The sequence below is a fragment of the Martinezella hainanensis genome (assembly GCF_900094555.1).
Classification (GTDB): domain Bacteria; phylum Pseudomonadota; class Alphaproteobacteria; order Rhizobiales; family Rhizobiaceae; genus Rhizobium; species Rhizobium hainanense.
On record NZ_FMAC01000018.1, the window covers coordinates 69,416 to 90,608 of the forward strand.

General features: G+C 58.2%; 23 protein-coding genes. 5 read left to right on the plus strand and 18 right to left on the minus strand.

Features of this window, described 5'->3' with window-relative positions:
* Positions 1–2 precede the first annotated feature (2 nt).
* Positions 3–221 (minus strand): hypothetical protein, encoded by a 219-nt coding sequence (locus tag GA0061100_RS31875; protein ID WP_075856870.1) that lies wholly within the window; start codon positions 219–221, stop codon positions 3–5.
* 244 nt (positions 222–465) lie between these two features.
* Here GA0061100_RS31875 and GA0061100_RS31880 point away from each other — a divergent pair, with 244 nt between their 5' ends.
* From GA0061100_RS31880 to GA0061100_RS35590, 4 genes are all read left to right on the plus strand, one after another.
* On the plus strand, positions 466–918 hold the full coding sequence (locus GA0061100_RS31880) for a hypothetical protein (RefSeq protein ID WP_075856871.1): 453 nt from the start codon (positions 466–468) through the stop codon (positions 916–918).
* Positions 919–1,621: 703 nt separating this feature from the next.
* Positions 1,622–1,816: a type II toxin-antitoxin system VapB family antitoxin gene (locus GA0061100_RS31885; RefSeq protein ID WP_244558009.1), complete on the plus strand. Its 195-nt coding sequence runs from the start codon at positions 1,622–1,624 to the stop codon at positions 1,814–1,816.
* On the plus strand, positions 1,816–2,229 hold the full coding sequence (locus GA0061100_RS31890; RefSeq protein WP_075856894.1) for a type II toxin-antitoxin system VapC family toxin: 414 nt from the start codon (positions 1,816–1,818) through the stop codon (positions 2,227–2,229). Before GA0061100_RS31885 ends, GA0061100_RS31890 begins: the two co-directional genes overlap by 1 nt.
* Before the next feature lie 280 nt (positions 2,230–2,509).
* Positions 2,510–2,827, plus strand: coding sequence for an endo-1,4-beta-xylanase (locus GA0061100_RS35590; RefSeq protein WP_083961500.1), 318 nt, complete (start codon positions 2,510–2,512; stop codon positions 2,825–2,827).
* Here the strand turns inward: GA0061100_RS35590 and iolE are convergent.
* From iolE to GA0061100_RS31930, 7 genes are all read right to left on the minus strand, one after another.
* Positions 2,824–3,774, minus strand: coding sequence for a myo-inosose-2 dehydratase (gene iolE, locus GA0061100_RS31900; RefSeq protein ID WP_075856873.1), 951 nt, complete (start codon positions 3,772–3,774; stop codon positions 2,824–2,826). The genes GA0061100_RS35590 and iolE overlap by 4 nt on opposite strands.
* 60 nt (positions 3,775–3,834) lie before the next feature.
* The gene (locus GA0061100_RS31905) at positions 3,835–4,137 is read right to left on the minus strand and encodes a MurR/RpiR family transcriptional regulator (protein ID WP_075856874.1); all 303 of its coding nucleotides are present in this window, start codon (positions 4,135–4,137) and stop codon (positions 3,835–3,837) included.
* A 56-nt stretch (positions 4,138–4,193) separates the two neighbouring features.
* Positions 4,194–5,213: a Gfo/Idh/MocA family oxidoreductase gene (locus GA0061100_RS31910; RefSeq protein ID WP_075856875.1), complete on the minus strand. Its 1,020-nt coding sequence runs from the start codon at positions 5,211–5,213 to the stop codon at positions 4,194–4,196.
* A 26-nt stretch (positions 5,214–5,239) separates the two neighbouring features.
* A complete protein-coding gene (locus tag GA0061100_RS31915) occupies positions 5,240–6,034 on the minus strand; it encodes a hydroxypyruvate isomerase family protein (protein ID WP_075856876.1) in 795 nt (264 codons plus the stop codon).
* A gap of 83 nt (positions 6,035–6,117) precedes the next feature.
* On the minus strand, positions 6,118–6,906 hold the full coding sequence (locus GA0061100_RS31920; protein ID WP_075856877.1) for an ATP-binding cassette domain-containing protein: 789 nt from the start codon (positions 6,904–6,906) through the stop codon (positions 6,118–6,120).
* Positions 6,906–8,027 (minus strand): ABC transporter permease, encoded by a 1,122-nt coding sequence (locus GA0061100_RS31925; RefSeq protein WP_075856878.1) that lies wholly within the window; start codon positions 8,025–8,027, stop codon positions 6,906–6,908. The genes GA0061100_RS31920 and GA0061100_RS31925 overlap by 1 nt, the downstream gene beginning before the upstream one ends.
* 127 nt (positions 8,028–8,154) lie before the next feature.
* The gene (locus GA0061100_RS31930; protein WP_075856879.1) at positions 8,155–9,102 is read right to left on the minus strand and encodes a sugar ABC transporter substrate-binding protein; all 948 of its coding nucleotides are present in this window, start codon (positions 9,100–9,102) and stop codon (positions 8,155–8,157) included.
* A gap of 177 nt (positions 9,103–9,279) precedes the next feature.
* Between GA0061100_RS31930 and GA0061100_RS31935 the strand changes: the two genes are divergently transcribed.
* Entirely contained in the window at positions 9,280–10,290 is a 1,011-nt protein-coding gene (locus GA0061100_RS31935) for a LacI family DNA-binding transcriptional regulator (protein WP_075856880.1), read from the plus strand.
* Positions 10,291–10,376: 86 nt separating this feature from the next.
* On the opposite strand, the gene GA0061100_RS31940 is transcribed toward GA0061100_RS31935, so the two are convergent.
* The 10 genes from GA0061100_RS31940 to GA0061100_RS31985 all read right to left on the minus strand — a co-directional run bounded on the left by GA0061100_RS31940 (position 10,377) and on the right by GA0061100_RS31985 (position 21,177).
* Positions 10,377–10,667 carry a hypothetical protein gene (locus GA0061100_RS31940; RefSeq protein ID WP_075856881.1) on the minus strand — a complete coding sequence of 97 codons (291 nt, stop codon included), beginning with the start codon at positions 10,665–10,667 and terminating at the stop codon, positions 10,377–10,379.
* A gap of 84 nt (positions 10,668–10,751) precedes the next feature.
* On the minus strand, positions 10,752–11,213 hold the full coding sequence (locus GA0061100_RS31945) for a hypothetical protein (protein WP_075856895.1): 462 nt from the start codon (positions 11,211–11,213) through the stop codon (positions 10,752–10,754).
* Positions 11,214–11,339: 126 nt separating this feature from the next.
* On the minus strand, positions 11,340–12,689 hold the full coding sequence (locus tag GA0061100_RS31950; protein WP_208621607.1) for a hypothetical protein: 1,350 nt from the start codon (positions 12,687–12,689) through the stop codon (positions 11,340–11,342).
* Between the two features lie 256 nt (positions 12,690–12,945).
* Positions 12,946–14,124 carry a hypothetical protein gene (locus GA0061100_RS31955; RefSeq protein ID WP_075856897.1) on the minus strand — a complete coding sequence of 393 codons (1,179 nt, stop codon included), beginning with the start codon at positions 14,122–14,124 and terminating at the stop codon, positions 12,946–12,948.
* Between the two features lie 173 nt (positions 14,125–14,297).
* On the minus strand, positions 14,298–15,254 hold the full coding sequence (locus GA0061100_RS31960; RefSeq protein ID WP_159444827.1) for a carbohydrate kinase family protein: 957 nt from the start codon (positions 15,252–15,254) through the stop codon (positions 14,298–14,300).
* Positions 15,247–16,311 carry an ADP-ribosylglycohydrolase family protein gene (locus GA0061100_RS31965; RefSeq protein WP_075856883.1) on the minus strand — a complete coding sequence of 355 codons (1,065 nt, stop codon included), beginning with the start codon at positions 16,309–16,311 and terminating at the stop codon, positions 15,247–15,249. Before GA0061100_RS31965 ends, GA0061100_RS31960 begins: the two co-directional genes overlap by 8 nt.
* Entirely contained in the window at positions 16,308–17,339 is a 1,032-nt protein-coding gene (locus GA0061100_RS31970) for an ABC transporter permease (RefSeq protein WP_075856884.1), read from the minus strand. The genes GA0061100_RS31965 and GA0061100_RS31970 overlap by 4 nt, the downstream gene beginning before the upstream one ends.
* Positions 17,336–18,472 carry an ABC transporter permease gene (locus GA0061100_RS31975; RefSeq protein WP_075856885.1) on the minus strand — a complete coding sequence of 379 codons (1,137 nt, stop codon included), beginning with the start codon at positions 18,470–18,472 and terminating at the stop codon, positions 17,336–17,338. The genes GA0061100_RS31970 and GA0061100_RS31975 overlap by 4 nt, the downstream gene beginning before the upstream one ends.
* Positions 18,469–20,070, minus strand: coding sequence for an ABC transporter ATP-binding protein (locus GA0061100_RS31980; RefSeq protein ID WP_075856886.1), 1,602 nt, complete (start codon positions 20,068–20,070; stop codon positions 18,469–18,471). The genes GA0061100_RS31975 and GA0061100_RS31980 overlap by 4 nt, the downstream gene beginning before the upstream one ends.
* A 30-nt stretch (positions 20,071–20,100) precedes the next feature.
* The gene (locus GA0061100_RS31985; protein ID WP_075856887.1) at positions 20,101–21,177 is read right to left on the minus strand and encodes a BMP family lipoprotein; all 1,077 of its coding nucleotides are present in this window, start codon (positions 21,175–21,177) and stop codon (positions 20,101–20,103) included.
* Positions 21,178–21,193 lie beyond the last annotated feature (16 nt).

The window sequence follows — 21,193 nt, forward strand, 5'->3', positions numbered from 1 at the left end:
TGTCAATGCAGCAATACTGAAGGCTCGCGTATTGGAAGACCGTCCATCACGGCATCCATATAATTGTCTGCGAGTTCGAGGAGAGCTACCGCTACCATTTCAGGCTCCCAGCCAATCTCGAGAAGTTCATTTACAGCGGCGTCGATGGTCTGACGAAGTTGCTCTCGACATAGCTGCCTCGCGTGCTCCGAAAAGCCGATTAGCCGTTCTTTTCCTGGCATAACGTAGCTCCCCTGTAACGACTTTGCCTCCGGTTTTCGTAAAGATATGGCGAAGTTACCGGCAGACAACCACTACAAGGCTAACTTTTGACTGCAATGCCGCCAGCTCATGAGTGGCGCGACTAGTTAATTCGAGAAATCAATTAAAGATTGTAAATAATTGATCTGTCGTTGCAATGTGTGATCGACTATCTTGCCTCTGTTGGGGGAGACGCGAGTCTGTTCGGCTGAGCGTCTCGAACGTATGGAGCAAATGTTTATGACAAGTTTTATTGAGAAATGGTCCGCCAAGAAGGCCGAAAAGCCGAAGCCAGGCGCGCGCAATGCGATTGAGACCTTTCAGCTGAGGGTAGCGGCGCAAAAGGCGTATCTGGAAGAATACGAGCGTGATACCTCGGGTTTTAAGAAATGGCGTTCGACTTGGTTCCAGCGGGTTCCCGGCGGCTTTGGCGTCAGCGTTGGTCGTGATGCGGTTAGCGCAGGGGCAGATTTGAGCTATGTCGTCGTCGAAACCGTGAAGGAAGTTGCCGAGTTTCTCGATGATCTCGCCCAGCATGCCGAACGCGATCTTGGTTTCCAGAAGGCGCTCGAGGACAACCGCTCGCGCCGTGCCGCGCGGCTGAACGCAGCAAAGTCTTCCGTTAAGACACCACGCGCGAAGCCTGGTCCCAGGGCAAAGCCCAACGCGGTCGAGTAGGCCGATAGCCAAAACCATCGCGGAATGCAATGCTTAGCCCGCCGCGCGCGGGCTTTGTTTTTCATCCGCTGTGGTCATGCCGACGAATTCGACCTGCCGCTCCATCAATTGCGGAAGCGTAGCCAGCTGCAAAGACTTCTGAGAGGAGTGTCTGGTAAATTGACTCTCTCCAGATCCCATGGTGAGATCAGCGGCGCAGCCTCGATAAATCTCAATTGCGGGTGGACTTTCGCCCGCTCTTGAGCGGCTTCAGGTCCACGACATCGTCTGCCAATGGAGCAAAAAACTCCGAAATATCGCAGGCCGCGAAAAGCCATCTCCGGTCTCACGATTGGCGAGCATGTCAGCACCGTCGCCAAACACGTCAGCACATGGACGGTGGCATTGCATAAGCCGGCGCCACTTGAAGGGTGCACGGTTAATCCCCCCGGGCTAGCGGGCTCCAAGTCGTTCTGTTAAGCCGTGGACGCAACCAAAAATGATAAATGATGTGAAAGGATTCGAACCCGCGACCAGAATGGTGTGAACGCCTAGGGTCGATGGCGCCGGATTTGGGCACAGGGTCAGAAACAGACATGAAACTAGTCTCAGTCACGTATGGACAAAAGTCGTCCATACGTATATACAGCTATTGTCATGACAACAAGGGTGTCACATGCTCAGTATCCGAGATTCGGAAGTTCGCATCTTGGCGGAAACCGTTATGCGCAAACGTGGCGCCTCCAACCTGACCGCGGCTATCAAGCTTGCGTTGCAGCACGAGATTGAGCGGGCTGACGAAGCTGTGCCCTTGAAACAGCACGTCGCAGAGATCCGTGCACGAGCACTTGCCAAGGCAAAGCTCCCACCTGCCCCACCCTTAACGAAAGAAGAACGTGACGCACTGTGGGGTCAATGATGTTCATCGAGACCTCTGCCTTCGTCGCCATCCTTGCCGGAGAGCCGGAAGCCGATATCTACTTGGACGCGCTCGATGGCGCCGCACGGCGGCAAACTGGCGCGCATGTCCGGCTTGAGGCGACCATCAATCTGGCGCGTATTCTTGGGCTGGAGGTCCTTGATGCCCAAGATATGTTTGACGCTTTTCTTCAAGCGGCCAAAATTACCGTGATTCCAATCACCGATGCCATCGCCCGGCGCGCGGTGGAAGCCTTCGCTGTATACGGCAAGGGAAAGGGTCATCCCGCCCAACTCAACTTCGCCGACTGCCTATCCTATGCTTGCGCGGATACTCTCAAGATGCCGATCCTGTTCAAAGGGCGTGACTTTGTAGAAACGAATCTCAAGAGTGCTCTATCCAGCGAGAGCTGAGCCGCTTCCATCGAGCAACCGTTCAACTTATATCGAGTGGACGTGCCCGGGGAGCCGCAGCGCCGCCAACATTCGCTACAACACCAACGGCCTAAAGGTTCGGAACCTTTTATGGCATGCTTTTGATGGAGAACGTGGCTCTTGAAAGGATATGAACCGCCGACCCGCCCCTAGGATAGGCTAAGATATTGAAAGTCTGTTGATTTGATGCGACGGTGACGTCGTGTAGCATAAGCGCCAATTATGGAACTTCAGCTGGGACTGTGGTTGTAGTGGACGGATTTCGGCCGGCACGCCGCCCCGTGGGTTACTCAGTCATGTTGGGACGCGACACGGTCTTGAGGCCGACGATGATGGTCCCTGCGCCAAGCGTCAGGTCCTTTTGGCGATTCTGGGAGACATACTACGCTGCAACGTGCCGATTGACGCAGTCGGCATTCAGTCTCATCTGCGCGCCTCCGACACATTCGGACCAAGCTTGGCGCACTTCATCCTCGACGTGCAGAATCTTGGCCCCGACATCGACATAACTGAGTTGGCTGTGGACGACAGCTGCCTTGAACCCTCCAGTCGGGACGTAGTTGTTGCAGGCGTCTAAAAGCGCCACCTCGACCTCACGCTGGGGACGAATGCGGCGTCCGTGCCAAATATCGCGGCAACATGTGTCTTTGCTTGCAGCACCGCGGTCCTTGGAGGCACGATGGCCGGATCCTGCTCCGCCTCTACCACGAGCCATCCCCGATAGCCACTATTTCGCACGAACGCTCCGACCGGAGCAAAGTCCACCATCCCATCTCCCGGAACTGTGAACATCCCCGCACGAACCCCTGCATTGAAGCTGAGGTCACGGTCGCGGACATCGTCCATCACTGCACGACGAACATCCTTCAAGTGTATGTGCGCGATGCGATCCCCGAAGCGGTCGATGAGGCGACCATAGTCAAATCCACCGCCGACAGAATGTCCGGTATCCAGAAGAAGGCCGACTTCAGGGCCGGCCTTGTCAAACAGCCGAGAAACCTCGTCAAACGTTTCCGCGACCATCATCAGGTGATGATGGTAGGCCAGTTGCAGCCCATAGTCTCCGGCAAGACGTTTCGAAAACTCGCTCAATCGCAAGGCGTAGCCGGAAACATCCTCGTGGGGCATGATCACTCGCCGCGACATCGGAACGTCGAGAGGCGCTCCAGGCGCCATCATCCCAACCTCTCCGTAGACCATCACGTTGCAATCCATGGCGCGGAGTAGACCGGCATGGCCTGCGACGGCGCTCGTTTCCTCCTCGACGCTTCGTTCGGCAAGTTCGCCGGAATACCACCCGGATGCGAGCGCAAGAGCGTAGCGCCCCAGCAAAGGGCGCAGCACGCTTGCTTCGCGCGGAAACTTTCTACCAAGCTCAACGCCCTGATAGCCGACATCCGCCGCATCGCCGAGACAGGTCTCCAACGAGATATCCGCGCCGAGATCTTCAAGGACGTCATTCGCCCAAGAGAGCGGGCTGACCGCGAGCCTTACGCCCGCCGGCAGAAAGTCAATGCTGCTCATTTTTTCCTCCGTGATCGCGCCGTGCCAGGCGCGAAATCGACATGTTCGGGGTTGATCGATTTAATAGAATTCGAAGGGAGGTTTGCTTCCCGTGGTCGATCGCAGATGCTGCTGAAACAGCAGCTTGAACTCCTTGAAGGTGTCGAAGCCGAGGGCGTTTGCCACACGCATGACTGTCGAGGGCGATACGACGCATTCGCTCGCGAGGGAGCTGATTGTCCCAAACGCTACGATGTCCGGCCGGGCAAGCGCGGTACGGGCAACGCGTTCCTGTTGCTCGGGCAGCCGCAGACCTGCGGCGACGATCATGCCCTTCAGCTCGCTGACACTCCTTGGCTTGGCCAAGGTCTGATGGGTGCTCACGATGCAGGTTCTCCCGTTGGAACAATGGTGCGCCGGACTACCGGCGCACCATGCTTTCATTCGACAATGACCGGTTGCTTCTTCGAGACGGACTCGATGCAGGCCAACGCGAGCGCCAGTGCATTGCGGGCGTCCGAACCCGTCGGAGCGTCCTTGAGCTCACCTGTTCGGACCGAGCTGACGAAGGAGGCGAGCTGGGCGGTGTAGCCCTGGACGAAGTGATCGGTATCGCGCCGCCAGGTGTCGTTGGAGACGCCGTCCTTGTCGAACAGCGTCATGCTCGAACGGCGCACGTCACCCATGGTCACCATGCCTCCGGATCCGAACACTTCACCGCGGATATCGTAGCCATACATGGCACAGAAATTCGCCTCCGCGACGGCGACGGAACCGTTGTCGAAGCGGATATTCACGACAGCGGTATCGAGGAACCCCTTCCCCTTCGCATCGGGACGGACAAGTGCGTCCGCCATTGCGAAGACTTCAATGGGCTTGGCTCCGGGATTGAGCCAGAGCAGCGTATCAAAGTCATGGATGAGGGTTTCGTAGAAGATGGTCCAGAGCGGGATCTTGTCCGGATCGGCTCCGAACGGGCCCGGATCGCGCGTCAGGGACCGGATGAGCTGCGGTGCGCCGATCTTGCCGGCATCAATGGCCGCACGGCCTTCTGCGAACGCCTGATCCCAACGACGGTTGAACCCGACCTGAAGCGGCACGCCGGCTACGCGCGCGGCAGCGATGGCGCGATCCGCATCTTCAAGCGTCAACGCCATGGGCTTCTCGCAAAAGATCGCCTTGCCTGCCTCGACGGCCTGAACGAGGATATTGGCGTGGAAACGCGCGGGGGTCGCGATGATCACGGCGTCGAGGCCGGGATGTGCGAGAAGATCCGCAACGTCGGTATAGGAAGCATCGACGCTGAGTTTATCTGCAAGTTTCGCAGCGGCGCCGGGTGCCGGATCGGCGACGGCAACGAGTTCAGCATCGACCAGCCGTCTGACGACGGTTTCGCCGTGGAAGGAGCCGATGCGGCCAGCGCCAATAAGGCCGACATTGACGGGTTTGATCTTGGGCATGGGATTTGTCCTGTGGGTTTACGATGTCAGATTGTGAATGCCATGCGGAATGCGGAAAGAGCTTCGTCGGCGTCGCCGGCAGCCCAGGCTTCCATGCCAATTGGACCGCTATAGCCCATCGCCTTCAGCGCCTTCGCGATACCGTTCCAGTTGACTTCGCCAGTGCCCGGTTCGCAGCGGCCCGGCACATCAGCAACCTGGATTTCTCCGATCCAGGGCAGGCACCTCCGGCAAAGTTCGATCAAATTCCCTTCGCCGATCTGAGCGTGGTAAAGATCGAGGTTGAGGCGCAGCCTGGGATGATCGACGCTGGATACAAGGGCCAGCGTGTCCTCTGCTCGGCCAAACGGCGTGCCCGGATGATCGACCGGCAGGTTGAGGTTCTCGAGCGTGAAGACGACATTCTCCTCTTCAGCCAGGTCGACGATGCGCCGCAGCGTGTCGCGCGCCTTCAGCCACATCGCGCCGGTGATAACCTCGATCGGTTGAACCGGAAGACCGCGATCGCCGAGCCCGGTGCCATGCAAATTCAGTCTTTGCACGCCGAGGCGCTTGCCGACCTGGGCAGTTTCACGAGCGGTCCGGATCAGTTCGCCCGCACCCTCATCATCAGTTAGTCGGCCGGTGAGATAACCGTTCATGATCGTGAAGGTCGCGCCCGTCGCCTCCAACTTGGCAATGTCATGTTCCGGCCAGTTCCACAGGCCGACGCCGAAGCCCAGTTCCTTGAGGCGGGATGCGCGCCATTCGATCGGCTTGTCGCGCCACAGCATCTCGGCGCAGGCCGCCAATGGGAAGGGTGAATTGCTGGCAGTACTCATGGGATGTTTCCCTGATTGTGGATATGAGGGGTCGAGGCCCGGCACAGACATGCCGGACCGAAGGTCTATTCATTGGAACGCGATCAGATGGTGCCGCCGAGTTCCTCGGAGATCGATTGCAGCTCCTTGCCTCCCGCCATCAGGTTCTGGAGGCCGTCGAGGTTGATTTCGTTCTTCGCAAAGGTCCCGAGCGTCTTGCCGCGGTTTAGCGCCGTGAACCTGTTGCCGACTGCGTAGGCATGCCGGACGTTGTGGGTGATGAAGATGACGCCCAGTCCCTTGCCGCGGACCTGATCGATATATTTGAGAACCATCGACGTCTGCGCCACGCCGAGCGCGGAGGTCGGCTCGTCCAGGATGAGGACCTTGGCACCGAAATAAACGGCGCGCGCGATCGCCACGCACTGACGCTCGCCTCCCGACAGCGTACCCACCGCCTGTTCCGGCTCGCGGACGTCGATGCCGATCTTTCGCATCTCGTCTCGCGTCACGTCGTTGGCGAAGTCCATATCCATGTATTTGAAAGGTCCGAATCCTTTCAAAGGTTCACGTCCCATGAAGAAGTTCCGGGTCACCGACATCAGTGGGATCATCGCCAGATCCTGGTAGACCGTGGCAATGCCGGCGTCGAGCGCGTCACGGGGACCGCCGAAGGCGCGTGGCTGCCCATCGACCAGGAACTCTCCCGATGTCGGCTTGAACACGCCCGACAGCGTATTGATCAAGGTCGACTTGCCCGCACCGTTGTCGCCGAGAAGGCAGAGGACTTCGCCGGCATTGACACTCAACGAGACGCCGTTAAGCGCAATGATCGAACCGAAATGCTTCACGAGGTCCTTGACCTCGACGAGTGGCGTTTGAGACGTGCTCATCAGCGTTCTCCCGTCACGCGCTTGCGGATGACATTGTTGAAGATGACCGCGGTCAGCAGCATGCCACCGAGGAAGACGAGGTACCAATCCTGGTCGATCGAGGTGTAGGTCAGTCCGATCAGCACCATGCCGAAGACGATGGAGCCGAAGAATGCACCGATCGCCGAACCGTAGCCGCCCGTCAGGAGGCAGCCGCCGATGACGGCTGCGATGATCGCCTCGAACTCTTTTTGGAAGCCACGGCGCGCGTCGGTCGAACCAGCGTCAAGCACCGTCAAGATGGCGACCAGGGTGGCGCACATGGCCGTGACGATGAAGAGCGTCGTCTTCACTCGGGCGACCGGAACACCGGACTTGCGGGCAGCACGCGGATCCCCGCCGGACGCGAAGATCCAATTTCCAAAGCGGGTTCGCAGCAGCACCCAGGTCGCCAGCAAGGCGATGAAGACGAACCATAGGATTTCCACGGGAATGCCTGGAACCTTCGGCGCGCCGCTGGGAAATGTCTCGATGATGCCCTGGCTTCCAAGCCAGGAGAAGAGACCCGTGAACGCATCACCGGAGAAGATAGGCGCAAGCGGACTATTCGCGACCGCTTCCTTCATGCCGCGGAGCTGGGTTGCGCCGCCGCTCGCCCACTTCAGGCCGACCAGCGTAAGGCCACGCAGGATGAACAGGAATGCGAGGGTGACGATGAAGGATGGCAGGCCCGTAAGCATGGTGAGCTGGGCATTGGTCACGCCGATCGCAACCGCGAATCCCATGGCGATCAGGATAGCAACACTCAGCGGCAGGTGCAGCACGACAAGCGCCGTACCAAAGACGAGCCCCGCGAAGGCCACCATCGAGCCGATCGAGAGGTCGAATTCACCGCCGATCATCAGCAAAGCTGCGCCGATCGCAAGGATACCGAGCTGTGCCGCCGGCGCCATGAAGTTGATCACGCCAGCAAGCGTGAACATGGCTGGATTGGCCGTGAAGAAAAAGAAGATGGTGACGAGCACGAGGCCGGCGACAGCGCCAAGTTCGGGGCGCCGCAACAGCGCGGTCATGGTCGAGGCCTTCTTCAGCCGCTCGTCGGATCGGGTGGCAGTCCCGTTCTGTTCGTTGGCCAGCGTCATCGTTCGTTCCTTAGATGTCTGAAAAGTGGTCATGCGCGGAGCCGCCACATCGTCACCGTGACTTCTGTCTCAAAACGCGCAGCGAGAAGAGGCAGCCCCCTATCCCAGGGGCTGCCGGTCATCCGCGTCAGCGGATGCCCTGGGAGGATTTCTCGATCACGGCGGAAGCCGCAGCCTTTTCGACGAAGCTCGGCCCCGAGGCGACATTGCCTGCCGGGATCGTTCCGTAACGGGCATTCAAAGCCAGGAAGGTCACGGGCAGATAGCCTTGGAGATACGGCTGCTGATCAACCGCAAACAACGCCTTTCCATCGGCCACGTCCTTCAGGAACCCTGCCGACAGGTCATAGGAGGCGACCTTTACCTTGTCGCCGAGACCCATCTTTTCGACCACGGCCACGGCAGGTTCGCCGACAAGCGGAGCCGACAGCCCAAGAATGACATCAATGGAAGGATCCGAGGTCAGCGCCGCCTGGATCTTCGACTGGGTTTCAGCAGGATCAGTCGTCGTCGGCAGAACGGTCACCTTGCCGCCGAACCCCTTCTCCGTCCCCGCGCAACGCTGATCAAGAGCGGCATTGCCGACTTCCTGGTTGACGCAGAGGACGTGTTTCAGGCCTAGCGACTTCAGCTTCTCGCCGACCTTGATGCCGGCCGGACCTTCATCCTGTCCGACGTGCAGCTTGATGCCGAGCTTTTCGGCAGCCGAAATGCCTGAATTCATGGAAATGACCGGAATGCCTGCGGCGACCGCCTTCTGGATGGCCGGACCGAGCGCATCCGGATCCGGATCGGAGATGACGATGCCGGCCGGATTCTGGTTGGCGGCAGCCTCGATGAGCTGGCCCATCTGGACCATGTCAAAGGTCTCCGGCGCGCGATAGTCGACCTTGACGTTCATGTCCTTGCCAGCCTGCATCATGCCATTCTTGACGACGGACCAGAACGGATCCGAAGCCTGGCCGTGAGTGACGGCGATAATCGTCAGATCCTGGGCTTGAGCCGCCACGGCAGCGAACGCCGTAACGCCGATCGTCAGTGCGCCAAATGCCATGTTCCTGAAAATAGCTTTCATTTGTTCCTCCTTGACCGCGGTCTCCTCCGGCGGCGCTTTGTTATATGCTACCGGGTGCAAAAGCGTTTGCTACCGGGTGCAAGCAGGTGCATCATATGAGAGAATGAGGTAAAAGCAAGCATTCATTTCATCGAAATTACGAAATGGAATATTTGTTCTATTTTCTCGGGAGGCAGTATGCGCAAGAGAGAGACGGTCAGACGGACCACGGCGAAAGAAGTCGCCGCCGCCGCCGGGGTGTCGAAGTGGACCGTCATTCGAGCCTTTACTCCCGGATCATCGATTACGGACGAGAGCAAGCGCCGGGTTATGGAAGCGGCGGCGGCCCTAAACTACTCACCAAACCTTCTCGCGCGGAGCCTAGCGACAAATTCCACGCGACAAGTCGCGGTCTTCGTCGACGACTTCCGTAACCCCCAGAAGCTGCCATTCCTTGAGACACTGACCGAGCGCCTGCAGGCAGCAGGCCTGGTCGCTATGCTCATCAACATCAACAACCATTTCGATCATGTCCATGCGTTGTTGCATGCGGACCAGCGGCAGGTCGACGCGGTCATTCTATTTGGTACCGCGTTTCGCGACGAGACATTGACAGACCGTCAACTCGGCAACGGAATGCCGCCCATGTTCGTTCTGGCTCGCGATAGCCAGATCGACGGGGTGCCGGCCGTTGTGTGTGACGCCGAATTGGCTCTCCGTGATATAGTCGATCATTTGCACGACCGGGGATATAGGCGACCGGGCTTCATGAGCGGCGCACCTGCGCTTTCAACCGCACTGAGGCGTCGGCAGCACTTCACAGACTTCTGGGCGGGGAAAGGTGTCAGCGAGGTCGAATTGCTTTCGGCTGAAAAATACAGTGCCGAGGCCGGAGCAGATTCCGTACGCCAGTATCTGTCTCAAAGCACACCTGGCAATCGAATCGACGTTCTGATGTGCGAAAACGATATCCTCGCATTGGGCGCCATGGATGAAATCCGCGGAGGGTTTGGACTGCGTGTGCCCGATGATATAGCCATCGTCGGCTTTGATAACTACGAGTTAAGTGGCTCGTCCGCCTACAGTCTCACAACCTACGAACAGCCGCGGCACGAAATGATTGATGCGATCATTGGAATGATTGTCGGAAGCATTAAAGCCGAAACAATGACCCTTCCGGGCAAGATGATCGTCCGCAAATCGACATGAGTTATTTGGGCGGAGAAAATCGACATGATGTGAACGGATCAGAACCGACAACCCTGTTATTGCAAAAGCTATCCGTTTGAAATTCATCAACAACGGACTTCGGCTTTACTCGCACGTAACGACCGGCTTGGGGTCGGGAGGCGATTGTCCCATTTGGAGGGCACGGATGAATTAGCTGCTATGGCGCGATTCGCAATGCTGGCGGTTGCCCCACCTTCCAGCCCTATCTTGCGGTTTTCGAGATGAACTGTGTTCGCAGGCGTCGTGTTCTTGAATGGCTTCTTGCCGATGCTCCCGGCGAGCTCTATGGCGGTGCGATCATCGATACGCTTGCCGAGTGCGTTGAGGAGGAGCGGTGTTAGGTTCTGTTCGGTCAAGTAGTTTTCCATTTCGACGGATTGAGCCCAATCCCTTCGGTGCCGCGGCGCCTGCAGGGAGGTTTTTCTCGTTCAAGTCACAGATCATTCGATCTGGAGCTCTAGCGTTTTGGCGATCGTGTTATAATACTGAGCTGACGCTGTATTCTTCTCGGCGGCATACTTGGCGCCGATTTGCCGCGCAGCGTCGGCCGCGACACGAAATGCGTCAATTCTGATTTGCGGTTCGGTCTCTGCTGATGCCCTAATGTCGCTGTCTCGGGATGTGTTTATTCGATAGCCGCTGCCCAGGTCGATAACACCAAGCTGGGGAAGACCGTTCTTCATTTGACCAAAGAAGGCTGGGCCGCCGCGATTGCCGTCACGACGACGCAACATGCCTGTACCGGAGGCCTTTCCGTTGACGCAGGCGCCCGTCCAAAACGTCGGCCCCTTCGTTAGGGATTCCGGCGCAACGAATTCGCAAAGTGTTGCCGGATCTTTCGACCATTCGATTGCTTCCGAACCGGCCAACGCGGTTGAGGTTGAGACGCCTATTATTGCCATGCATGCGAAGTAGGGCAACTTTCTCGCCCGATCGATTAGTTTTACCAAATCAAATAGCTCCTTCTGTACCACTGTATCGATTACCTTCTTCAATCCTCGCAAATTCCGTCTGACGGAAGGGCACCCTCAATACAGACTGTAGTGATAGTCGTAGCTGCGTAGCCACAGTTTGGGCTTTGTCGGGTCTTCGAAGTGAAGCTGCAGAAGGTTACGTGGAAGGTTGCTATCGATAACTAACTCGCTCTCGGATTCGGGGGAGTCGATCTGTGACAGACAAAACCGTTGGAACACATGAATAAGTGCCGCTTCCGCATCCTTGGGCCGGTAGTCGTCGTCCAGGAGCAGCTCAGGCTCGCTGATATGCTCTTGATGCAGCCAGAACCATACACCGTCGTTCGGCGTCGAAGGCTGGGCACCAGGATTGCCCTTGTCTCCCCAGGTGTTGGGCGGCTCACCGGACGTGACGCCGGCAGGATCCCAGGCAAGTGCTCCTAGTCCGTCGCCGACTTCCACGAAGACGGCGACGCTTCGGTCGTAACGCGCCAACACGGTAGCCGAAACCAGTTTATCCAGTGCGATATCACCACCGCTACGGGTGTAGCCCCAGCCGCTCAGCAGAAGTTCGGTGACAGCGACCAGGTTTGGTGGAGACAGAAACGAAGAGTCTTCGACATTGATGTCGGCGCTGCTCAAGATTTGGCGAAGCGGTGCAGGCAATTGCACGCCCAAGCGTGTCTCTAACTTCCGAAAGGCTGCTTCTGCCGTGACGCCACCATCTCGTCGCGGCGCATCCAATTGCACCAATTCGGACATTCCGGCAAAGTTGCGTATTCGTTCGATCAATGGCCGAGTTTGATCGTAGAGAGGAGCGGAGGCCTCGGCTATGTCCCGTACGGTCCAGGTCCGGGTAAATGTCGTGATCCGTCCCTCGGCATCGATGAACGATCCGCGTAGCTGCAGCTGTTTCAATCCAGCAGGAAGATCGAAAACAACGGCCGGCAGTTTTTTCAAGCCCGGCAACACAGCTTTATGATCCAGGTGTGCAACGACTTCGCCGTCGATGGCGATGTCCACGGTAATCTGTTGACCGATTTCGATCCAGGGATGAATACCCGCCTTGCCAGCATGATGCTTCCCACCCGCCGGGGAGGGCGTTTGTGCCCTGGTGCTTTTGGGCTTCATGGTGCCAAATATTGCTGCAATCCCGGCCCAAAGGCCGGCAAGGAAAGACCGGCGCGACGACAGCTGCCGGACGGTCTCAGACATGAGGAAGACACCTGTTTGTTGTGGCTCGATGAACCCGAAAGGCCTTTGTGACATCGAGGTCGATGTGTCGTACGAACATGGCTCTATCATGAAGTTGAAACTCTCTTGTAGAAAATTTTGAAGGCGCATGACTGGAGAAAAAGAATCCTTTTGTGGATACGAATGGCTCGGAACAACCTGCTGAAATTGCAGCTTGAGGTGGTGGAACATCAAAGCAGTCTATTTTCAGGCGCATCATGAAACCCACCAGTTGAGTATCAGAAATGGACTGGCGCGTCGGGACCGGATAAAGATATGTCGCCGCGACCGCAATGCGCTCCGCATCGCGTTCCCAGGTAGCGAATATGTACGGTGCGAACGGGTTTCCCGTTGTCGGTGAGTATGGCCGCTCGTCCTTGCTCTCTCAGTGGGATCGCCACTTGGTTTGCGCGCGATACCGAAGCGATGGAGTATCCTGATAAGGTCTCTACTCGTTTGCTATCACTTTAACGCCAAGGATAGTGGAAAGCGTGTTCGGGGCTTCCGTCGCTGCTGCGGCGATCGTTCGAAAAGCAACCGGTTTTTCGGGTGACGCGCTAATTGCGAAGTTCTGGGGTTCGGCGAGATAGATATCAACAGCTGTAGAAATCTGCTTCTCGAGTTCAGGCACGTTGAGCTGTCCCAGCATCACGGGCAAAAGGGTTTTCAGGGATTGCGCAAACTGTTCCCCGGTAACACCTTGTTGAGCGCCGGCGTAATCGAGCGCCTTGCGAGTGATGGACGCATCATCAAAGCGGATCGAAGCACTGTTGAAGGTCATCTGCTGCATCAATGCCATCATTGCAAGGCTTGCGGCCTGATTGGCTTCATCCTTGTTCGAATTGGCGTCTGCGGCCTTTACTGCGTTCTGAAGAGATCTGATTAAATCGAGCGTATAACCGGAAAAATCGACCGCCAAATTCAGTTGGCCGATGTTGGTGAAGTCGAAATTGTATTCGTCAATTTTTACCCGCCCGCTTTCGGTGTTCCAGCTGCCACTCATCGTCACGACGCCGTCAATGGTCGTCAGTCCCAGCTTTTCGATTGCATCTTTCAGGGCTGCCTCTTCGATGTGGGAGAGATCGGCCTTGATGCCCGCAACCTTGGCGTCGTAGTTAAAGCCGGTGTTCACGCGTGTCAGGTTCGATACGGTGCTTTCGATAGAAAGCACATTTTTATCCGCGATATTGAATGCGATCGCTCCAATGCTGGCGCTGTCATAAAGCAGGAAGTCGTCAAGCGTCAGGCCCTCCGCTTTTGATGGGATTCTAAGACCTGCAACTCGGATGTCCTTCACAGAGAAGTCACCGCCCTCCTGTTTCATCTCGACATCTGGAAGGGAGACGGACTCGACATAATAACCGCCGGCGTCGGTCTCCTTCACACCTTTGAAGACGATGTTGCCGACCTCCAAGGTGTCGAGGACTAGGTTCAAATACCCCACCTTCACGCCCGTTGCGGTGACCGTGTCACCGTCGACTTCCGCATTTTCGAAGCTCATGGTCGTGCCGTCGGCGCTCGTTGCTGCGCTCAACTTCCTCATCATGTCCGTGCCATCGAGCGCGAGGGCGGGACCTGCGAGTGTCAGAAAAGTAACGCTTGTCAGCATGATAGGAAGATGCATCATCTTCATGGAGATATCCTTATTTTGAAATGAAACGCGATGAAGAGAGGTTCTGAAACCCCTGCTTTGCGGCGCCGTCCGAGCCCCGGGATTAAGTGATCTGGATTCGTGCTCGCTGCTGTAGGAACCTCGTCATGGATCGAAATTTTCGTTTAGCGTTGGGGCTTTCGAAGCATTCAATGTCTGCAATTCCTTGCCGTGTCGAGAAGCCGTGACACTTCGCCAACGTCGGGAAGCGCGCTTCGGGCGCCCATGGCGGATACTGCTAGGCTCGCGGCCGCGCTTGCAAAACTCAGACAATCAGCGGTGGGGCGGTCTGCCAGGGCTGCTGCAAGGAATGCTCCGTTGAAGCAATCGCCCGCACCCGTTGCGTCAACAACCTGGGCAATAAAAGCGTCTTGACTGGCGACACAATCACGCCCAACAGCGATTGCCCCCTTGGCTCCCATGGTGACGACCACGATGCGGGGTCCTCTTTCAAGCAGCGGGCGAATGTTCTCTGGCGTAATCGGTCGTTCACAGGTCGCACGAAACCCACCTTCGTTCATGAATACGATGTCGGAGCATGTGAGCAGGGCATCCAACCGCTCGACCGTTGGAGCTACCGCTGCCTCGATGTCGATTGCGACATCAGTCCCATATTTTCGCGCCAAAGCCGAAACGCGCCGAAATTCGTCGATATCATAGGGCATCGCATAAGCGATCCTGCTCTCAGCGAGAGCCTGCCCAAGCCTATCTTCCGCGAGCGGATCGGACGGCATCGGCGCATAGACCAGGGCTTTCTCGCCTGACGCTTCGACCATGATCATTGCCGCCGCCGTCCGATGGGCCGCTATTGTGAGATAGTCGTTCGCGACGCCGAACGATTCATTGTCCCTCAACAACAGCTGGCCGTCGATGTCATTCCCCACACGGCCATAACTGACAACACGCGCTCCCAGCCGACTTGCCGCGCAGGCGACATTGGCGACAGTACCACCCGCGAAGATACCGAGATTACGGCCAAGCACTTTTTCGTCGGCCAACGGCACGCGCGCGGTCTCGAACACGTAATCGACGTTGGGATCGCCGTAGGCCAGCAGGTCGTATCGGCGGTTGATGCTTCCCGGAGAAAGAATGGAAGTTTCACGCATGAGCGGCATTCCGAGCGGCAATGCGTCCAAGGCCGACAGCCAGCTCCTCGAATCCAAATTCGCCATTATTCACCGCCATGAACTCCTCATAAAGGCCGGGTGGCAAACCTTGCCTGCCGTGCATCGCGCCGGCCAGGGCGCCACTCATCGTTGCTACCGTATCCGTGTCGTTTCCAACCGTGGCTGCGAGTGCTACGGTCCGCAACGGATCACCGCCGGCATAGGCAAATATCGCAATGGCGGTCGGCACCGACTCGGAAGCCAGAACCGATGCGCCGATGGCGGCATCGAGGTCGTATAGGAATTGTCGATCATCGGTCGCGCCGGCGGCAATTTCAAGTGCCATGTCCAGCCGCTTCAATAGGCGCGGGCCGGGGGGCACCCGCGCATGCAGCACGGCAAGTTGCGCGCCGCGCATGGCTCCATCGCGACAAGCCCGTACAATCTCTGAAACGTCGGCGCCGGTCACCGCGACCGCGCAACCAGATGCGACGGCACATGCGGAAGAGATAGCGACGTCGGTATCATGGGAGGGCAGGCAAGTGACCACGGCCGCGTCGCAGGCCGCCTCGATGTTGCCTGGATGGATGAGTCCCAAGGGAGCGACACGCATGGCCGCCCCGTTGGTGTTGCCCATCGTCGTCAGTTTTCGCGAGGAGTTTCCGACCACGCCGACCGTGTCAAAGTTCTGGCCGCCGCGAAGCGCGTTGACCAGCGCGAGGGTCGAAGGCCCCATGAAACTTGCCTTGGGAGAGGTGCTGGCCCAATCCAGAAGGCAGGCGACCCAGCCGTCCTGGTCGAGCGGACCGCCGACCTTTGAAACGTGGCGCGCGAGATAGTACATTTGGCTGGCGTCGTCAGTCACTTCACCACGCCGACCGTTGTTGGCGCCGGCGAACGTATCGGCAGTGGGCTCCTCGAAGCGACTGACCATCCCGCCGAAACGGCTCATTATCTCGTCGATGCTCCATAGCTCGGTGGGAGCGCCCAGTGCGTCGCCTATTCCGGCGAGCAACAATGACCCGAAAATCCTGTCGATATACTCCGTGGTGGTCATGATTGTGCGACTCCTCGTTTTGCTTTTCCGGCTTGCGGAAGCGTCGCTGTGACATGCGAAATGCGCCGGTCGATCTTGCGCTTTCGTCGGATGTTGAAGAACACGAGCGCGATGATCGTGAGCGCGGGAGGTATCATGAAGACCACCTGGCTCGGAATTTCATACGCGCCGAGCCGCGCGGCAAACACCGTGGAAGCGCCAAAGACAAGTGCGGCGACGAGTGTACCGAGCGGACGCCGGCCACCAAGAAACACCGCCGCCAGCGCCAGGAAGCCGCGACCACCCGTCATGTCGGCTTGAAATAGCGTCAGATAGCCCATTCCAAGAAAGATGCCCCCGAGGCTAGCCAATAGACCACTGAGCAGCACTGCGGCATATTGCATGCGCTTGACGGAAATGCCCGCGGCCAACGCCGCGTCCCTGTTCTCACCGACGGCACGCAATCGGAGGCCAAATCGGGTGCGGTAGAGCAGCCAAGCCAGCGCTGGCGCCGCCAACAGCGAAACATAGACAATGATGTTGTGGCCTGCTGAGCCGTCGCCGTTGAGAATCGTGTCAAGCACGGGGATGCGATCGACGAAGGGAATATGCAGGGAAGGCAGCGCGAAGCTGGTTAACGTCGCGGTGGAACCCTTGTCGCCGGTAATCGAGACCAAGAGAAAAACCGTCAGCCCCGCGGCGAGGATGTTGATGCCGATACCCGCGACGATGAGATCGGCGCCAAGCTCGAGGTGAAACATGGCGAGAAGGCCGGCGACGAGAACGCCGGCGGACAAGCCCGCGACAAGCCCTACCCAGGGGTGGATCCATGTGGGTACTGTCGGAAGCCAGATTGCTGAGTAGGCCGATGCGACGACACCGAAGAAGGCGGCGATCAGCATGATGCCTTCGAGCGCGACATTGACGCTGCCGGCAAGATCGGACACCAATCCACCCAGAGCGGGCAGGATAATCGGTGTCGAAGCGCGCAGGATGGCGGCGATCAGCGTTCCGAAAAGCGTGCCCCAACCGATCAGCTCGATACTCATGCCGCGCGCTCCTTCATGGCTCGCTTTCCGAGCCAATTCGCGATGAACGTTGGCCCAAACCGCTCCGCTACGACGAAAAGGATGATGAAGGCCTGGATGATGAGAACCATCTCTCGGGTGACGTCTGAACTCCGCTCCATCACCTGCGCGCCGATGCGAAGATAGGCATAGAGGATCGCCACCAAGGGGATTGCCAGCGGATTGTTGCGGGCAAGCAATGCGACGACAATCCCATCGAAACCGAGGCCCGGCGTCAAGTCCACCGGCAAGGCCTTCAGCAGCCCGTTGGAGATATGGAACCCCGCAAGTCCGGCAAAGGCGCCACCGATTGCCATCGAAAGCGCGGTCGCCTTCGCTACCGGGATTCCCACTTGTGCCGCGAACTTCGGATTTTCGCCGACCACCGTGATTTCGTAGCCGATGGTCGTTCGCTTGATCAGGAGCCAGGCACAGATCGAGGCAAATATTGCCACCACCGCCATCCAGCTTACATTCGTGCGGACAAGCAAGCTTGTCAGCGTGGCTGCGTCGGGCAGTGGCGGAGTTGTGATGAAGCCGCCCTTCGGGTCACGCATCCAATCGGTAATGGCAAGACGGTATAGCTGAACCGCGATGACGTTGAGCATTAGCGTCGTCACGATTTCATTGGCGTCGAAACGAGCTTTTAGAATCCCGGGAAAAAGGCCGAACAGGAAGGCGACGGTCATCGCAGCAAGGCAGGCCGCGGGGATGACGAGAATGGATGGGCCGCTCACATGCAGACTAACGGCTGCGGCAGCCAGAGCGCCGAGGAAAAGCTGTCCATCAGCGCCCATGGAAAACTGTCGTGCGCGGAAGGGGATGGCGACGGCAAGGCCAACTAAGGTCAAAGTGGTTGCGTCTTCGATCAAGGAGCCAAGCCGCGTCATGCGACGCACCGTGAACCCGCCGGCCTCGCTCCAGCTGAAGTCAGGCCAAGCTCCAGTTAGCAGGGCGCCGTAAGCTTTAACCGGCTCGGCACTCACCATCGTAGTAAGAACGAATCCGCAGCCGAGAGCGGCGGCGAGCACGAAAACCAGCCGTGACAACTGCGCCGGCCAAGACCTGGAGCTGTTTTGGGAGCTGTTTTGGGAGCTGTTTGCTGGATCGCTCATGCCGCCGTTCCCTCAATATCTTTCGCGAAAGCGGCGCCAAGCGTGGCGCTCGCTTGTGGCTGACGTCTCAACCCGGTCATGTAGAGGCCGATTTCACGCTGGTCGGCGCTGTCGGCTTGGAAGTGCGCGACGATCTCTCCCTTGAACAGCACCATGATGCGGTCGGAAAGGCCGAGTACTTCTTCCAGATCGGCGGAGATCAGCAAGACTGCGGCTCCGCGATCACGAAGAGCGACCAGTTCAGCGCGCAAGGAGCCAGCCGCTCCGACGTCGACGCCACGTGTCGGCTGCGCCGCCACCAGAAATTTCGGATCGCCTGCGATCTCGCGTGACATGACGACCTTCTGCATGTTTCCGCCGGATAACGCTCCGACCGCAGTCTTGCTGGAAGCCGTCTTTATACCGAACTGCTCGATGAGGTGTTTTGCCCGGGCCTCGATCGCATCGGCTTTCAGCCAGCCCAGCACCGAGAAGGCTCGTTCGAAATAGTTGGTCGCGATGATGTTGTGTTCGATGTCGAGATGGATCGCGACGCCATCGGAAAGGCGATCCTCTGGCACGGTCGCCACCCCAGCCGAACGCGCGGTCCGAACCCCGCGGCTGATGAAGGAAACCTCGTCAAGCCTGGCTGTTCCCGCATGTGGCGCGACAACGCCGCTCAATACCCGAGCCAACGAATTCTGCCCATTTCCCTCGACGCCTGCAACGCCAAGGATTTCGCCCGCGGCCACGTCGAAATTGATGTCGGACAGGCGCACGCTACCCTGGGGGCTCACATAGCCGAGATGCCGCACCTTCACCCTTGGTGTATCGTCCCGGCAGTCGACGCGTTCAAAGACTTGCCGAGCCAACGGCCGACCAACCATCATTTCGGCGATTGCCTCATGGCCGATCTCAGCTGTCATGGCATGGCCGGTCACGCGGCCGTCGCGCAGCACGGTCAGCCGATCGGATATCGCCTTCACCTCCGCCAGCTTATGCGTGATGAGCACGACGGTTACGCCAGCGCGGACAAGCCTGTGCATCGCGGCGAAGAGGTCGTCGGTCTCCTGCGGTGTCAACACTGCGGTCGGCTCGTCCATCAACACGATACGCGCACCGCGATAGAGGGTTTTCAAGATTTCCACGCGCTGCTGCATGCCGACCGATACGTCGCCGGCCAGAGCGTTCGGATCGACGTCGAGCCCATATAATAGGGCCAGCTTCCTGACCTGCGACTCGGCGCTAACCCGGTCCAGCACGCCTGCTCGTCCGACCGGCTCACGACCAAGCACAATATTCTCGGCGATTGTGAACGAAGGCACCAGGTTGATGTGCTGGGCGACCATGCCGATGCCGGCCGCGATTGCCTCGCGCGGATGAGAGAAATCCACCGTCCGCCCTTCGATCAGGATACGGCCGGAGGTCGGACGCGTGAGGCCATAGATCATTTTCATGATCGTCGACTTACCGGCGCCGTTTTCGCCGCAGATGGCGTGGACTTCTCCACGCTCGATGCGTAGCGATACCTCCTCGTTGGCCAACGTGCCGTTGTCGTAACGCTTGGTGACGCCTCGCAGTTCAATCGCTGGCGCCGTGGCGGATATTGGTGCGTCCATGGTCACTTCACTTTTCCTGGAACATCCGCCTTAGAAAGCTGTCGGCACGATGATCTTGCCGTCCACGATCTCAGCCTTCGTCTTTTCTATCTCAGCCCAAACAGTCGAAGGTACGATGGCCTGCGTGAACTTGTTGTCTGCGAGATCAATCGCGCCCTCCTTGAGACCAAGAGATTCTGCCTTGCCGAAGGGCAGTTTACCGTCCTTCATCAGCGAAACCGCGCGCACGACGACGTTGTCGACCTGTTTCAGCACTGAGGTGACGATCCGCTTTGCAGCGTCCGGCCGTGACTTCTCGAACAACATTGCCTGGTCGGAATCGACACCGATTGCATACTTGCCGGTCTCTCCCGCCGCCTCGATAACGCCTTGTCCGGTGGCTCCGGCCACCTGGAAGATGATGCTAGCTCCTTGTCCGAATTGTGCCTTGGCGATCTCCTTGCCCGTCGCCGGATCGGAGAACGAATTCGCATATTGCTTGAGCACCTTGATGTCCGGCGACACGGACTTGGCTCCCGCGTCGAAGCCGATGAGGAAGTCGTCGATCACAGGGATCTGCATGGCTCCAACCGTGCCGAGCGCGCTTCCAGCCGGAATGTTCGGGACACCTGATTGCGTTAGACGCGCTGCCAAGGCGCCGGCAAGATAAGCGCCTTCATTCTGGCGAAAAAGGATCGAGTAGACATTCTCGCATTTGCACTTCGTGTAGTCGACCGCACCATCGAAGATGATGAAGCGGGTATCGGGGAACTGCGGCGCGATTTTTTCAACAAGCGGCACCATAGTGAATGTGCCGGTTACGATCGTATCGTATTCGCCACCTTCGGCGAGATCGATGAGCGCATTCTCCCAGCGGGTTGGATCATAGCCGGCTTCGATCGTGGCGGTCGGGACGGAGAGTTCCGATTTCACACGCTCGATACCGCGCTCGCCGGAATCGAAAAAGGACTTATCGCCGAGCGTACCGTTAACGAAGAACACGATCTTGGTGGGAGCCCTATTCAAGTCCTGTCCGACCGCTGACCCGATATTCACGGTAAGCAGACCAAGGGACAAAGCTATGCCCAGCGCGCGCCGAAGGGCGCCGCTCCAAACTATCATCTGCATGTTATGCTCCTCTGGG